Origin of the sequence: Pedobacter jeongneungensis (genome assembly GCF_039538295.1) — a bacterium.
Taxonomy (GTDB): domain Bacteria; phylum Bacteroidota; class Bacteroidia; order Sphingobacteriales; family Sphingobacteriaceae; genus Pedobacter; species Pedobacter jeongneungensis.
In genome coordinates this window covers 142,800-157,158 of sequence record NZ_BAABBY010000007.1, presented here as the reverse complement: position 1 = coordinate 157,158, position 14,359 = coordinate 142,800, and the positions used below count along the sequence as shown (strand labels likewise).

Genomic DNA, 14,359 nt, shown 5'->3' with positions numbered 1-14,359 from the left:
CGACCATTCTACCCGCCTAACCCAAGTGTTTTTATTGTGCCGGAGCAACAGTAGCGTTTAGCTGTAGTACAGGCCAAACCGAACCCGGCGTTTTTCCAACCAGGAAACCTTGGTTATCGCCTCTGTTTATATCTGGAACATAATAATACAATGGCCATCCTTTGTAGGTTAACTGTTTTTTGCTAATTGTGGCAACAGTAATTACGCCGACATCGGTTTTTGCAACTGCAGATGGAACATTTAGCACTTCAGATTCGTACACTGGCCAAATACCTTCTTGCGTAGCACCTTTTGTGTAGGTATTTAAACCATTTTTATCTGGCGCAAAGGCATATAAAGTACGGCCTTTGTTATCCGTAAGGTAAATGGTTTTGCCATCGCCTACAGCATAGGTATTTGTGAAATTGGTACTGGTTCCGTTTACTTTTCCAACCAATTGCGCATTAGCCAACATTAAAGAATAATCGGGCTTGGCCACAAACCAGATTCCGCCCACACCATCGCCTTTAACATCACCCTTTGCAGCATCGCCGGCAAAATAATAAAGTGGATAACCACGGTAAGTGCTCTGTTTACGTCCATCAGCCCTGGTAACTTCTCCAACTTCAGCTTTATTTAGGTTTAAATCTGTACTGGCATCGGCCGAATAATAAAGTGGCCAGGTGGTTTCGCAACCTCCCGTACAGGTTGGTATGCCTGCGGCATCTGATGAAAAGAAATATAACGTTTTGCCATCTTTATCCGTTAATACCGATCCAAATTTAGCATCAGTAGCCAACTGGATTCCTTTGTTGTTATTAACTGGAGTTGTAGGTTCATCAGAACTGTTTTTCTTACAGGCTGTAAATACCATGGCTATACAAATGATAGCCAATAGATTCTTTTTTAAGTAGATTAGCATAAGATTTTTGTTTTTAGTTTTAACTTTAATAAAAATTGATATGCCGCTATTACGCCGCCAGATTCTAAATGGTTGCTTGTAGAATGGATATTTTTGACCAAAATGAACAAAATAAAATATTTTAAAAAAATAGTTTTTTAAGGCAACCTTTTGTTATCCCTTGCCGTAATGTGTGTTGAAAGGAGAACTTGTGACCGCTAACCGCGATAGTGAAGAAACTATACAAAAGTATATTCAGGGCTGCGTTAGAAATGAAAGAGATAGTCAGAAAGCACTATATAAACATTTCTATAGCTTTGCTATGGGTATTTGTTTGCGTTACGCACACGATCGGTTAGATGCTGCAGGAATACTGAACGATGGTTTTTTTAAAGCCTTTAAGAATATAGCCAAATATGAAACATCTAAGGCTTTTATGCCCTGGCTCGGCCGGATCATTACCAATACGGCTATCGATTATTACCGGGCGAATTTAAAATTTTCCGATCATGTAGATATCCTGGAACATGAAAACATTGCTCAGGTAAGTTCGGTGTACGATAAATTGGCCTACAATGATTTGCTGGCATTGGTGCAGGCCTTAAGTCCTGCCTACCGAACGGTTTTTAACCTTTTTGCTATAGATGGTTATAACCATGAAGAAATTGCCGAAATGCTGGGTATATCAATCGGAACATCAAAGTCGAACCTGTTTAAGGCCAGGCAGAAATTACAGGAAATGTTAAAAACTACTGATGCGAAAACTTACCAGGTAAGGAGTTCGGGCGTAGATAAAAACCTTTTACAGATAAGGTTATACACAAACATGCAATGAAAGAGGGAAAAGATATAGATAAATTATTTAAAGATGGATTGGAAAACCCCGATCTGCCTTTTAATGATTTAGATTGGGATAATCTGGAGGAAACATTGCATCCAACACCAAAAAAGAGGGTTCTGCCTTTGTTTTGGTTAACCGCTGCAGCCGGAATTGCAGCAATGTTATTGATCGTGTTTTTATTAATAAAGCCATTCGGAAAACAAAATGATGTTAAGGCGGTGATAAAAACCGATAAGGGAAATCAAAATAATGAAAAACAAAATAATACAGGAAATTTAACAGGACAGCCTGGAAAACAGGTTGATCCTGCTGCACATATAGATTCAAATTCGTTGGTTGTAAACCACAAAAATAATGAAGCGGGCAAATCAGTTCAAAAGCGTATTACTGATGTAAATGTAGAAACTGGTCAGAAAAGCATTGAAACTATAGCTAATAATACCAGTTTGTTGGCCAATGTGCAGTTTAAGCCGGATTTGAGTTCGAAAATTAACCCTGTTGAATTTAAAGATCAAAAATTAGCATCAGATGTTACCGTTGGCAAGCCTGAACGGATAAAACCACCTGTTTTAAAACAAAAATCGCGGTTTGTACTGAGTATTTTAGCCGCACCTGATTTAACCAGTGTTCAAAAATCGGGTACAAGCAGTTTAAGTGGTGGTTTTGGAGTAGAAGCAACTTATTTATTATCTAAAAAACTAAGCATCACCACAGGAGCATCATACGCCAAGAAGATTTACGATTCGGATTTTAGTTTATATAATCCGAACACCAGTTATATTTTTAAAATAGCACCATCAAATATTCACGCCAATTGCGATGTAATTGATATTCCTTTAAATGTAAATTATAAGGTTTTTGGAAATAACAGAAATTCGATTTCGGTAAGTACCGGACTTTCGAGCTATATTATGTTAAAAGAGCGATATACTTACGCTTACGATGGTGCTTATCAGGGACCGCAGGGTTGGGAAGTTAAGGGGCAAAATCAACATTATTTGGGTATTGCCAATGTTGGGGTAGAATTTCAACATAAAATAAATAATAATTTAAGCATCAGCGCCAAACCTTTTATGAAAATCCCGTTAACCGATATTGGTTACGGAAATTCAAGGTTATCCTCAACAGGAATAGCAGTTTCGGTAAATATGAACCTGTTTAAGAAAAATTAATGTTTAATATTTCTGATCGGATCTGGCAGAGGCACAAAGCCGGTTTCGCCGGGTACGGGTTTAAAGCTTTGCTCCAGCCATTTCTGTTTTGCTTTCTCGATCAGCTCTTTATCAGAAGCCACAAAATTCCAGTAAATAAAGCGTTCTTCAGGGAAAGGTTCTCCGCCAAAAATGTAAACTGTGGTGTTTGCGTGCATGGTGAACTCGCAGAGTTTAGCATCATTGGCAATTAAAATCTGGCGGGGTTCAAAAATATGTCCGTCGCTTTCTATTGCTCCTTCCAAAATATACAGGGCACTTTCTCCAAAAAGGTAATCGCCGATATTTACTTTCTGGCGGCTGGTACTTTTTAATTCCAGAAAATACAGCGGACTATAAACCGGAACGGGCGATATCCGGCCAAAAGACTCACCGGCAATTAATTTAATGGCAACGCCATCCTGTTCCCAAGCAGGGATGTCGGCGCCTTCTACATGGAAAAATTCAGGTTCCATCTGTTCCAGGTGTTTGGGTAAAGCCACCCAAATCTGTAAACCATGCAGCATTTTGTTGCTGTGGCGGAGGTATTCGGGTGTTCTTTCCGAATGGACAATGCCACTGCCCGATGTCATCCAGTTTACCTGTCCGGGTTTGATTACCACATCCGATCCCAGACTGTCTTTATGGGTAATTTCTCCTTCGAACAAAAAAGTGAGGGTAGAAAGGCCGATGTGCGGATGTGGCGGAACATCGAGATTTTCGTGATCGCTCATTGCCGCAGGCCCCATATGGTCGATAAAAGAAAAAGGGCCAACCATGCGTTTCTCTCTGAAAGGCAAAAGCCTGCCAACCATAAAATTACCAATGTTTGCTGGCCGTTCTTCGATAATCAGTTTAATATTCGACATGGAATGATCAATTTTAATGAGGTGAATTTAAGGAAAAAGGGTGGGAGTTCAAGAGAAAATATACTCATTACAACACTACTTTCCACTCAACGTCATTTCGAGCGGAGTGCAACGAAGCCGAGAACCACGAAGTGCTCAGCGAAGCTAAATCTATCTCGAGATTGATCTCTCCATTCCACTGTGTTCCAGTCGAGATGACGGTATTTAATAAAAAAAGCATCCCTTTCGAGATGCTTTTTAAACTTAAAAAGAAAAATAGGGATATTTATTTATACTAATTGCATTAAAGCCTCTTTGCTAAAGCCTTTCAGTTCTTCAGTGCGGTTATTTTTAATTTTTTCTACCCAGTTCGGATCTGCTAAAAGCGGACGGCCAACGGCAACCAAATCAAAATCGCCACGGTCCATTCTGCGTACCAGTTCGTCTAAAGAGCTAGGTTGTGAACTCTGACCAGCAAAAGCACCAAAGAAATCGCCATCCAAACCAACAGAACCTACTGAAATGGTTGCTTTTCCGGTAACCTTTTTCGCCCAACCGGCAAAGTTTAAATCAGAACCTTCAAATTCTGGTTCCCAGAAACGGCGTTGCGAGCAATGGAAAATATCAATTCCGGCATCGGCCAATGGTGTTAACCACTCTTCTAACTCCTGCTCATTTTTAGCCAGTTTATAATCGTAAGCAGCAGGTTTAAATTGAGATAAACGAATAATTAATGCGAAATCTTCGCCAACCCTTTTACGTACTTCTTTAATAACTTCAACACCAAAGCGGGTGCGCTCGGCCAAAGTTTTACCGCCGTAAATGTCGGTACGGTTGTTTGTTCCTTCCCAGAAAAACTGATCGATTAAATATTGGTGGGCACCATGTATTTCAACGGTATCGAAACCTAAAGCTTTGGCATCAGCAGCAGCCTGGCCAAAAGCGGCAATGGTATCGGCAATGGCAGCATCCGTCATGGCTACGCCGTTTTCGAAACCTGGTTTGTTAAAGCTAGACGGACCTTCGAAAGGGGCGCCCGGCAACCATCCCGATGCGTGGTTTTCCATCACACCCTGGTGCCAGATCTGTGGGCCCATTTGTCCGCCAGCCTGGTGAACACCTTTAATCACATTTTCCCAGCCTGCCAATGCTTCTTTGCCATAAAAATGTGGAATATTAGGATCTGCAGAAGAAGAAGGGCGGTTAATTACGGTTCCTTCTGATAAAATTAAGCCCACTTCACCAGCTGCTCTTTTTGCGTAATAGGTAGCAACATCGGCTGTTGGTACACCCTCTGGCGAGAAAGATCTCGTCATCGGTGCCATTACAATCCTGTTTTTTGTATTTAATGTTTTAAGGCTAAAAGGCCTGAATAAACTATCTGTGTTCATATTACTTTAATATTTATAATGCTGTATTGATGATTTTGCTTAATTTTTCTATCCCTTCTTTATTGCGTTTGTAATAAGTCCACTGCCCGATGCGGGTAGAACTGATTAAATCGGCACGTTGAAGGATAGAGAGGTATTCTGAAATGGTACTTTGTGATAAACCACTCTTTAGCTGGATCTGACCCACACAAACACCCACGTTTTCAAAATCCGCATTTGGTTGTTCCGGAAAATTAAGTTCCGGTTCTTTTAACCAACCTAAAATCTGCAAACGGGTTTTGTTCGAAAGGGCTTTAAATATTTCTACCTGATCCATGGGTACAAATGTATATCGGAATTTCCCGATATACCAATTAAAGCCCTAAACTTTACAATTGTGTGTAGAATCTTGTATTAAGCGTTGCTAAAACGTTTAAAGCTCAGCATGATATTAAAATAATGTTAGGATTTACATTAAACAATTTCTTACATTCGTTTAATCATTCTAACCATTTGTCAACTTATAACTCATTAACCGATCACGAACTTTTCGTCCTGATGCAGGATGGGGATAAGTATGCGTTCGAAGAAATTTACGAGCGGTTTAACGGTTTGTTATATGTCTATGCCTGTAAAATGGTGCCCGACAGGGAAGATGCAAGGGATATTGTTCAGGAGATTTTTGTGTACCTCTGGAGCAATCCGAATATTAAAATCAAATCAGAATTATCAGCCTACCTTTATACTGCGGTTAGGTATAAAATCTTCGATTGGCTGGATAAGAATAAATCGCGTAGCAATTATTTACAGTCGTTAGAAAGCTTTGCTGATCAGGGCGATTACGTTACGGATAATTATATCCGTGAGCGCGAATTTGCTTCACTGATTGAGAAAGAAGTAGCCTTACTGCCGCCAAAAATGCGCCTGATTTTCGAAATGAGCCGCAGGCAGCACCTGAGCCAAAAGGAAATTGCAGAAATTTTGCACCTATCTGATAAAACGGTAAAAAAACAAATGAGCAATGCGCTAAAGGTTTTAAGGTTAAAACTCACTTCGTTTTTGTTGTTGGCTGTAATTTTAATGCTTCGCTGATTTTTATTCTAACCCAAAAATTATAAATTGATTGATTTGGGCGTTACCCTCTCCCGATGAAAAATCAGGAGAGGGGGGCGGGCTTTCAGGGCTGCGCTTCGCTCCGGTACCGATGAAGGATCGGTACTGAACCCTTCCAATCCCTAACGCAAAACCCTCGCATCCCACTCTGGTTGTAGCGTCTCGCTCGAAATCCGGGCTGATATCCCTTGTAAATAAACCCGGTAGGAGCGAACACGTAGTGTAACGGAGTAAAGCGGATAACGGAGCTGCCCATCCCCATGAAAAACTGAACCAGTCGTTTTCAAAAAAAAATATTGAACACCTTAATCACCTGAGAACAACTCAGGAAATCTGGCGAATCAAAAAAAATAAAAATATTTTCTTTTCATCTACTACCTGGGCTATGGTTAACCTACATGTATTTAATTAGCCAAATATTTTGAAGTAATGAACAAAGCCGAAGTTGAAAAACTTTTAGAACGATACAGAAATGGATTGTGTACTGAAGATGAAATAGCTTTAGTAGAATCGTGGCACTTATCCGAACTTTCTTCAAGAGAGTCGAACCTGGATCATGCTGAATTAAATGATGCCAAATATCAGATCTGGAATGCGATTGAAGAAGAAACGGAGCTGAAACCGGTGCGGAGACATATGCTCTGGCCAAAACTGGCGGCTGCGGCAGTGGTACTTTTCTTTATTGGTTTTGTGATCAATAACCAGCTTAAAAAACAGCTGATAAATCCACAACAAATTAGTAATGCAGAAAAAATTATTAAACCAGGTGGCAATAAAGCCACTTTAACCCTGGCCGATGGTTCTAAAATATCGTTAACCGACGCAACTAACGGCGTAATTGCTAAACAAGCGGGCATTAACATTACCAAAACCAGCAAAGGGGAACTGATTTATACCATTGCCTCCCATTCGGCACCAAATGTTAAAAATGCAGTTTATAATACAATAGAAACGCCGCGTGGCGGACAATACCAGATCAACCTTCCTGATGGAACCAAAGTTTGGCTCAATGCCGAATCGGTTTTAAAATACCCGGCTGCTTTTAGTAGCGAAGAAAGAAAAGTAGAACTAAAAGGTGAGGCTTATTTCGAAGTGGCCAAATTAACCGATAAAAAAGGTGCGCGGGTACCCTTTAAAGTGAAAAGCGATATTGGTGCAGGCAGGAGCCAGGAAGTAGAAGTATTGGGCACGCATTTCAACATCAATGCCTATAACAACGAACCGAGCAATAAAACTACATTGTTGGAAGGTAGTGTAAGGATTAAAAACCTGCAGTCGAACATTTCTCAGTTGTTAAAGCCTGGCCAGCAATCGATTATTGCTTCTTCTTCGCCATCGGTAAGGGTAGAAATTGTTGATGCCGAAGAATCGGTAACCTGGAAAGACGGTTATTTCAGTTTTAATGAAGAAAATTTAGCAACCATTATGAACAAAATTGCCCGCTGGTATAATGTAGAAATAGATTACCGCGGCAATAAAATCAATAAAACCTTTGGCGGCCGCATTTCGCGATTCAATAGCGTTAACGAGGTGTTAGATATGCTTCAAACTACAGGTGCCGTACATTTTAAAATTGAAGAAAGGAGGATTTTAGTTATGCCATAACTTATACTTTTTCATCAGAACGATGATGATTTTTAGAATATGCCTGACTAAAAAAAACCGGAAGCGCGGCAACGCTCCCGGCCATATTTAAGGACCTGTTCTAATCGTAAAATTGTGAGATACAACTATTCCAAACCTAATAACCAAATATATGAATTTTTATACTGAATGGTTGCCCCAACCAAAGGGACGCCTGTTTAAAATTTTGTTGATTATGAAATTGACTTTTGTCTTGCTAATCACTACATTTTTACAGCTCAGTTACGGGGCTGCAAATGCACAAAACGTAACATTATCAGAAAAAAATACTACCCTGCTTAAAGTTTTTCGCAAGCTGAACAAAAGCGTGGGCTATAGTTTTCTGTATGATTTAGACCTTTTAAAGGAGGCTAAACCGGTAACCATCGATATCCGTAATACAGATATAAAAGAAGCGCTCAAACGTATTTTTAACGATCAGCCGCTTGGCTATACCATAAAAAATAATACCATTATCATCCATCGCAAAGCAGCTGAAGGTACACCTTTAATGATCCGTTCTTTTGTTGATATCAGAGGTAAGGTGGTTGATGAAAAAGGCCTGCCAATGATTGGTGCCAGTATAAAGGTAAAAGGCACTAACCAGGGTTCGGTAACTGATGAAACAGGTACATTTATTTTAAAAGATGTAACAGAGGGAGCAACGCTTGTGGTTTCTTACATCGGTTACGAAAATAAAGAAGTAACCGCAGCCAATGGCTTAACCATAAAACTGGAGCCGCAGGCAGGCCTATTGGCCGATGCAGTGGTAATTGGTTACGGTACGCAAAAGAAAAGTGTGGTAACGGGTGCAATTGCTTCTGTTAAAGCTGCCGATCTGGAAAATGCTCCTGTGGTGCGTTTAGAGCAATCGTTACAGGGCAGGGCATCGGGTGTGAATGTAATGACGAGCTCCGGCCAACCGGGCGATGGCGGTACCATCAGGATCCGTGGTACGGCCAATATTAATAATGCAAATCCATTATTTGTAGTAGATGGAGTGGTAATTGGTGGAGGGATAGAATACCTGAATCAATCGGATATCGAATCGATAGAGGTATTAAAAGATGCTGCGTCGGCCGCCATTTATGGTACACGTGCCGCAAACGGGGTAATTATTGTAACTACTAAAAAAGGTGCTAATACCGGAAGAATCAGACTCGAGTATAACAACTACATTGGTACGCAAGCGCCTTCTACCAAACTTAACCTGTTAAACGCAACGCAATACGCTACCATATATAACGAATCGCAACTGGCTGATGGGATTACCACAGTACGGTTCCCAAATCCGGCGCAATATGGCGAAGGTACCGATTGGCAGGCAGCTGTATTTAACAACAGCGCTAAAATCCAGAACCACGATTTAAACATGAGCGGAGGAAATGATAAATCTGTTTATTACGGCTCGTTCAGTTATTTCGATCAGGATGGTATTGTGGCTACATCAAATTCGCAGTTCAAAAGATTTACTGCGAGGTTTAACTTTGAGCATAAAATTACCAAAAACATCAAATTCGGTAATTCCATCGGGTACACCAGGATAAATTCTGTTGGGGTAAGTACCAATACCGAGTATGGATCGCCTTTAAGCAGGGCCATTAATATGGATCCGATTACCCCTGTGGTTGAAACCGATCCTGCAAAATATGGCGCCTCAAAATACCTGAATAATCCGGTAGTAAGAAATGATGCAGGTTTTCCTTATGGTATTTCTGATTATGCACAATCGGAGGTTTTAAATCCGGTTGCTGCTTTAAAGGTAGCACAGGGAAATAGCTGGAGCGATAAAGTAGTTGGAAATGCATTTGCTGAAGTTGAATTTATAAAAGGCTTAAAATTCAGAAGTACCGGAGGCGTGGATCTTGCTTTTTGGGGCGGACAAACATTTCGTCCGATTTATTATCTGAACTCGATCAATCAATCTACCCTAACGGCTTATACCAGAGATAGCAACAGGGGTTTGTTCTGGTCGTTGGAGAATACCCTGAGTTATGATAAAACTATAGGTAAGCATGTATTTACCGCATTATTGGGCTACTCGGCACAGAAAAACAAAGGCGAAACCCAGGGAGGTATTAAAGAAGGCATTCCGGTTGATAACATTAAAGATGCTTCATTGCAATTTCCGGTAGCCAGAACCAATTCAGATTTTTATGGTGGCGAATACCTCAATACTTTAAATTCCATATTTGGCAGGGTAATTTATAACTATGATGAAAAATACCTGTTTACCGGTATCATCCGCAGAGATGGTTCATCACGCTTTGGTCCGAATAATAAATACGGTTATTTCCCTTCTGCATCAGCAGGTTGGGTAGCCTCGCGTGAAGATTTCTGGCCTAAAAATGATATCATCACCTTTTTAAAGTTTAGAGGTTCGTATGGTATTAATGGTAACGATAATATTCCCGATTTCAGCTACCTGGCAACCGTAAGTGGTGGAAGGAACTATTCTTTGGGAACGGCTTCCGGCCAAACACTTGTTAATGGCGTGAGCCCGAATGCCCTTTCAAACCCTGATTTAAAGTGGGAAGAAACCTCTTCAGTTGATTTAGGTTTTGATGCTACCTTGTTTGAAGGCATTACTTTAAGTACCAGTTATTTTAATAAAAAAACCTACGGAATGTTGCTGCAACAGGTGGTTCCATCGTATGTGGGTAATAGCGGACCTTATGCCAATACAGCCGATTTATACAACAGGGGTTTCGAAATTGAACTGGGCTGGAATAAAAAAATCGGTGAAGTGAGTTTTCATATTGCCGGTAATGCTTCGTTTATCAAAAATCAGGTAACCTTACTGGGTGCCGATAAAGATTATATCCCAAGCAGGCAAACCATTACGCCACAGGGTTTAGAGGTAACGCGTGTAGCTGTTGGCCAGCCGGTTGATTCGTTTTTTGGATACCAGACTGCAGGTCTTTTCCAGAACCAAGCCGAAATCAACAACTATAAAAACGGTGCAGGTGCTTTAATTCAGCCCAATGCAAAACCTGGTGATATTAAATTTTTGGACCTGAATGGCGATGGTTTAATCAGCGATGCAGACAGGACTTTCTTAGGCCGATCGAACCCGAATTTTACTTATGGTTTAACCTTTTCTGCAAAATATAAAGGCTTTGATATTTCGTTGTTCGGGCAGGGTGTATCCGGAAACATGATCTTTAATGGATTAAGAAGGTTCGATTTAACCCCATCTAACTACACCACCAATATTTTAAACCGGTGGACAGGAGAAGGAACAAGCAATACCATACCAAGGGTAACCCTGCAGGATGATAACAAAAACTATAGCCGTGTATCGAGCCTGTTTTTGGAAAGTGGTGCTTATTTCAGGTTAAAGAACGTTCAACTGGGCTACACTTTGCCTAAGCAGCTGGTAAATAAAGTTGGTTTAGATAAGTTAAAAATTTATGTAATGGGCAATAACCTGTTTACACTAACCAAATACACTGGCTACGATCCGGAAATTGGTGGCGGAAGCTTAGGCGTAGACCGCGGTTTTTATCCGCAGGCCAGGTCATTCTTTGTAGGTGTAAATGTTGGATTTTAACAAGAGCAATATGAAAATTAGACATATAAAATATTCGATTGCCATTTTGGCGATGATGCAATTAACAGTTTCCTGCAAAAAAGATTTTTTGGAGCTGGTGCCAAAAGGAACTGCAACAGAAGAAAATTTTTACCGGAACGAAACAGAAGTTTACCAGGGCCTGATATCGGTTTATGATGTAATGCAATGGGGTACAACCGGTGGTTATACCATGAAACAACCATTATTAAGTGCTGCATCCGACGATTGTTTTGCTGGTGGCAGTAACGCTTCCGATCAGCCAGGCTGGGTAGCTTACGATAACTTTAATATGGATTCGAGGTTGGGTCCGCAGGTGGGTTTATGGAGCAAAAACTTTACTGGTATTAACCGTGCCAATATTATTTTAGAGAAAATTGAAAAGGCAGCAACCTTAAGCGCAGGTTTTAAAACCAGGGTAACTGCCGAGGCTAAATTTTTAAGGGCATATTTCTATTTCGATCTGGTGAGGTTTTTTGGCAATGTGCCATTAATTACGGCCACCATCCCAACAGGAGAATTATACACACAAAAACAATCTGCACCGGCAGCAATTTATGCGCAGGTGGAGAAAGACCTGCGTGATGCTTATCCGTCGTTACCTGCAACGGTTGCCACAAACGAAAAAGGCCGCATTTCGATGGGTGCAGCAAAAGCATTGCTTGCAAAAGTATTGCTGTACCAAAACGATAATACCAAGCTTCAGGAAGCCGCTACTTTATTTAACGATATCAATAAAGTTGGTAATGCTTATGGTTATTCTTTATTGCCAAATTATGCTGATATCTTCAGACCGGATAATAAATTTAATGCTGAAGTAATCTTGGAAATTCCTCATTCTACCTTAGCTGCATGGGGCGATTGGGGCTGGGTTAATGGTGGCGAAGGTAATGTAGGTACCCAGTTTGTGGGTATGGACAGCTATAATGGCGATACTTATTCTGCTGGCTGGGGCTTCTGCCCGGTAACGCTGAGTCTGGTAAATGCCATGAAAACTGACCCGCGTTTTGCTACCTCTGTTATTGATGGTGCTGCATTAAAAGCTGCCGGCGCAACTTATAACGGAAGGTACCAGAACACCGATTATTTCATCAAAAAATATGCACCGTTAAAAGCTTACCGTTCTAACAGCGGTACCGCCGAATTAAACTGGCCTATTGATGAAATTGAAATGCGTTTGGCCGATACCTATTTAATGGAAGCTGAAGCCTTGGTGAGGTTAAACAGTAATCCGACACGTGCACTAGAACTGCTCACTGCTGTAAGGGCCAGAGTGGGTTTAACTCCGGTTCCTGCAACTTTAGATAATATCTTCAACGAGCGCAGGTTAGAACTTGCTTTCGAAGGGCACCGTTTCTTCGATCTTGTTCGCAGTGGCAGGGCCGTTACTGTTTTAGGCCCAGTGGGCTACAAAGCAGGCAAAAGCGAATTTATTCCAATTCCACAACAAGAAATCGATCTTACAAAAGGTGTGATTAAACAAAATCCAGGTTATAATTAATTAAATATATCATGAAATTAAATTATATCATTAAACAAACAGCCGGGTTTTTGGCCTTGCTGCTTTTGCTGAGCTTTAATGCCTGCAAAAAAGGAAATACCGATAAAGATTTAGGTGCTGCGCCTACGGCCGATCAGGTGAAGTTTAGCGTAACCCCTACTGCAACCAATGCCAATGTGCTTACTTTGGTTAATCAATCGCCGGGTTTTAAAGCCCTGTGGGATTTTGGCAACGGCGCAACCGCTGATGGAAATATCGTTACCGCTTCCTATCCTTTAGCAGGAACTTATACGGTAAAATTAACCATTGTTACTGATGGTGGTTCGGTTTCGAGTACCAAATCGGTAGTTATTGCAGCTACTAATCCAGCCATGTTAACCGATCCGGCATTTACAACCCTTTCGGGAGGTTTAGCAAACGCCACAGGTTTTACATGGGTAATCGATCAAAAATCAGCCGGACATCTTGGTGTTGGTCCTATTACTTCTCAATCACCGGATTGGTATCAGGCCGGTCCTGATGAAAAGAATGGTTTAGGCTTTTACGATGATGAGATGACCTTCAACATGAATGCCCTGAAATATACTTACGACAATAAAGGTACTACTTTTGCCAATGCAGCCAATGCACCGGGTATTGGTGGGCCGGCAGGGGCGAATGATCCAACGGTAAATTATACCCCGCCAACCAATTTAACCTGGCTGGTTACCGAAACCAATGGTGTGAAATACATTACCATTTCCGGAGGAGGGTTTATTGGTTATTATCTGGGGGTTTCTCAATATCAGATTTTATCTTTAAACGAGAATGAAATGTGGTTGCGCTGTTTGGATAAAGCCAATAGTGGCAATGCCTGGTATTTAAAACTGATTAAAAAAGGTTATGTTCGCCCAATTGTGCAAAAACCTATTCAGGCCGCAAACCTTGCTGATGATTTTCAGGGTACTGCAAATTTCACCTGGACTGCCGAAAATGTCAATTTTACAAGTCCTTACGATAATCCGGCAAAATTCCCGGTTAATACCTCTGCAAAAGTGGGTTATTATGAAAAAAGAACAGGCGATGACGGTCAGTACGGAAACCTGAATGTTACCTTACCTTACCGTTTTGATCTTGCGGCGAAAAACAAAGTCCGCTTAAAAGTCTTCATTCCTGGTGGAAATGATTTTACAAAATTGCAGCCAAAGGTTTCGGTAAAGCTGCAAAACTCTCTTTTGGGTGGCAATGCATATACTACACAGATCGAAATTGTTAAAACGATTGCCGCAACTGATTACAATAAGTGGATACAGTTAGAGTTCGATTATTCCGGATCTGCTGCTCAAACACTTTACGATAAAATTGTGGTTCAGTTGGGTGGCGAAGGTCATCCTGCTCCGGGCATATTCTACATTGACGATTTTGAGTTTAAGTAAAGCCTGA

General features: G+C 40.9%; 11 protein-coding genes. 7 read left to right on the top strand and 4 right to left on the bottom strand.

The annotated features are described in order from the left end of the window. Nucleotides 1-31: 31 nt before the first annotated feature. The gene (locus ABD769_RS14915) at nt 32-901 is read right to left on the bottom strand and encodes a hypothetical protein (protein WP_344852204.1); all 870 of its coding nucleotides are present in this window, start codon (nt 899-901) and stop codon (nt 32-34) included. Nucleotides 902-1,076: 175 nt separating this feature from the next. Here ABD769_RS14915 and ABD769_RS14910 point away from each other — a divergent pair, with 175 nt between their 5' ends. Beyond that, nucleotides 1,077-1,715 (top strand): RNA polymerase sigma factor, encoded by a 639-nt coding sequence (locus ABD769_RS14910; protein ID WP_344852203.1) that lies wholly within the window; start codon nt 1,077-1,079, stop codon nt 1,713-1,715. Continuing rightward, nucleotides 1,712-2,893, top strand: a complete 1,182-nt coding sequence (locus ABD769_RS14905) for a hypothetical protein (protein WP_344852202.1) — start codon at nt 1,712-1,714, stop codon at nt 2,891-2,893. Before ABD769_RS14910 ends, ABD769_RS14905 begins: the two co-directional genes overlap by 4 nt. On the opposite strand, the gene ABD769_RS14900 is transcribed toward ABD769_RS14905, so the two are convergent. The 3 genes from ABD769_RS14900 to ABD769_RS14890 form a co-directional block, all read right to left on the bottom strand. After that, complete coding sequence (locus tag ABD769_RS14900) at nt 2,890-3,780, bottom strand: pirin family protein (protein ID WP_344852201.1); 891 nt, start codon at nt 3,778-3,780, stop codon at nt 2,890-2,892. The genes ABD769_RS14905 and ABD769_RS14900 overlap by 4 nt on opposite strands. Before the next feature lie 269 nt (nt 3,781-4,049). Continuing rightward, complete coding sequence (locus ABD769_RS14895) at nt 4,050-5,150, bottom strand: NADH:flavin oxidoreductase (protein ID WP_344852200.1); 1,101 nt, start codon at nt 5,148-5,150, stop codon at nt 4,050-4,052. A 13-nt stretch (nt 5,151-5,163) separates the two neighbouring features. Next, complete coding sequence (locus ABD769_RS14890) at nt 5,164-5,466, bottom strand: ArsR/SmtB family transcription factor (RefSeq protein ID WP_344852199.1); 303 nt, start codon at nt 5,464-5,466, stop codon at nt 5,164-5,166. Nucleotides 5,467-5,588: 122 nt separating this feature from the next. On the opposite strand from ABD769_RS14890, the gene ABD769_RS14885 reads away from it, so the two are divergent. From ABD769_RS14885 to ABD769_RS14865, 5 genes are all read left to right on the top strand, one after another. Beyond that, complete coding sequence (locus ABD769_RS14885) at nt 5,589-6,221, top strand: RNA polymerase sigma factor (RefSeq protein ID WP_344852198.1); 633 nt, start codon at nt 5,589-5,591, stop codon at nt 6,219-6,221. 450 nt (nt 6,222-6,671) lie between these two features. Beyond that, nucleotides 6,672-7,847, top strand: a complete 1,176-nt coding sequence (locus tag ABD769_RS14880) for a FecR family protein (RefSeq protein WP_344852197.1) — start codon at nt 6,672-6,674, stop codon at nt 7,845-7,847. Nucleotides 7,848-8,061: 214 nt separating this feature from the next. Further along, entirely contained in the window at nt 8,062-11,418 is a 3,357-nt protein-coding gene (locus ABD769_RS14875; protein WP_344852196.1) for a TonB-dependent receptor, read from the top strand. 10 nt (nt 11,419-11,428) lie between these two features. Next, the gene (locus ABD769_RS14870) at nt 11,429-12,937 is read left to right on the top strand and encodes a RagB/SusD family nutrient uptake outer membrane protein (RefSeq protein WP_344852195.1); all 1,509 of its coding nucleotides are present in this window, start codon (nt 11,429-11,431) and stop codon (nt 12,935-12,937) included. Nucleotides 12,938-12,948: 11 nt separating this feature from the next. After that, the gene (locus tag ABD769_RS14865; protein ID WP_344852194.1) at nt 12,949-14,352 is read left to right on the top strand and encodes a PKD domain-containing protein; all 1,404 of its coding nucleotides are present in this window, start codon (nt 12,949-12,951) and stop codon (nt 14,350-14,352) included. Nucleotides 14,353-14,359: the final 7 nt, after the last annotated feature.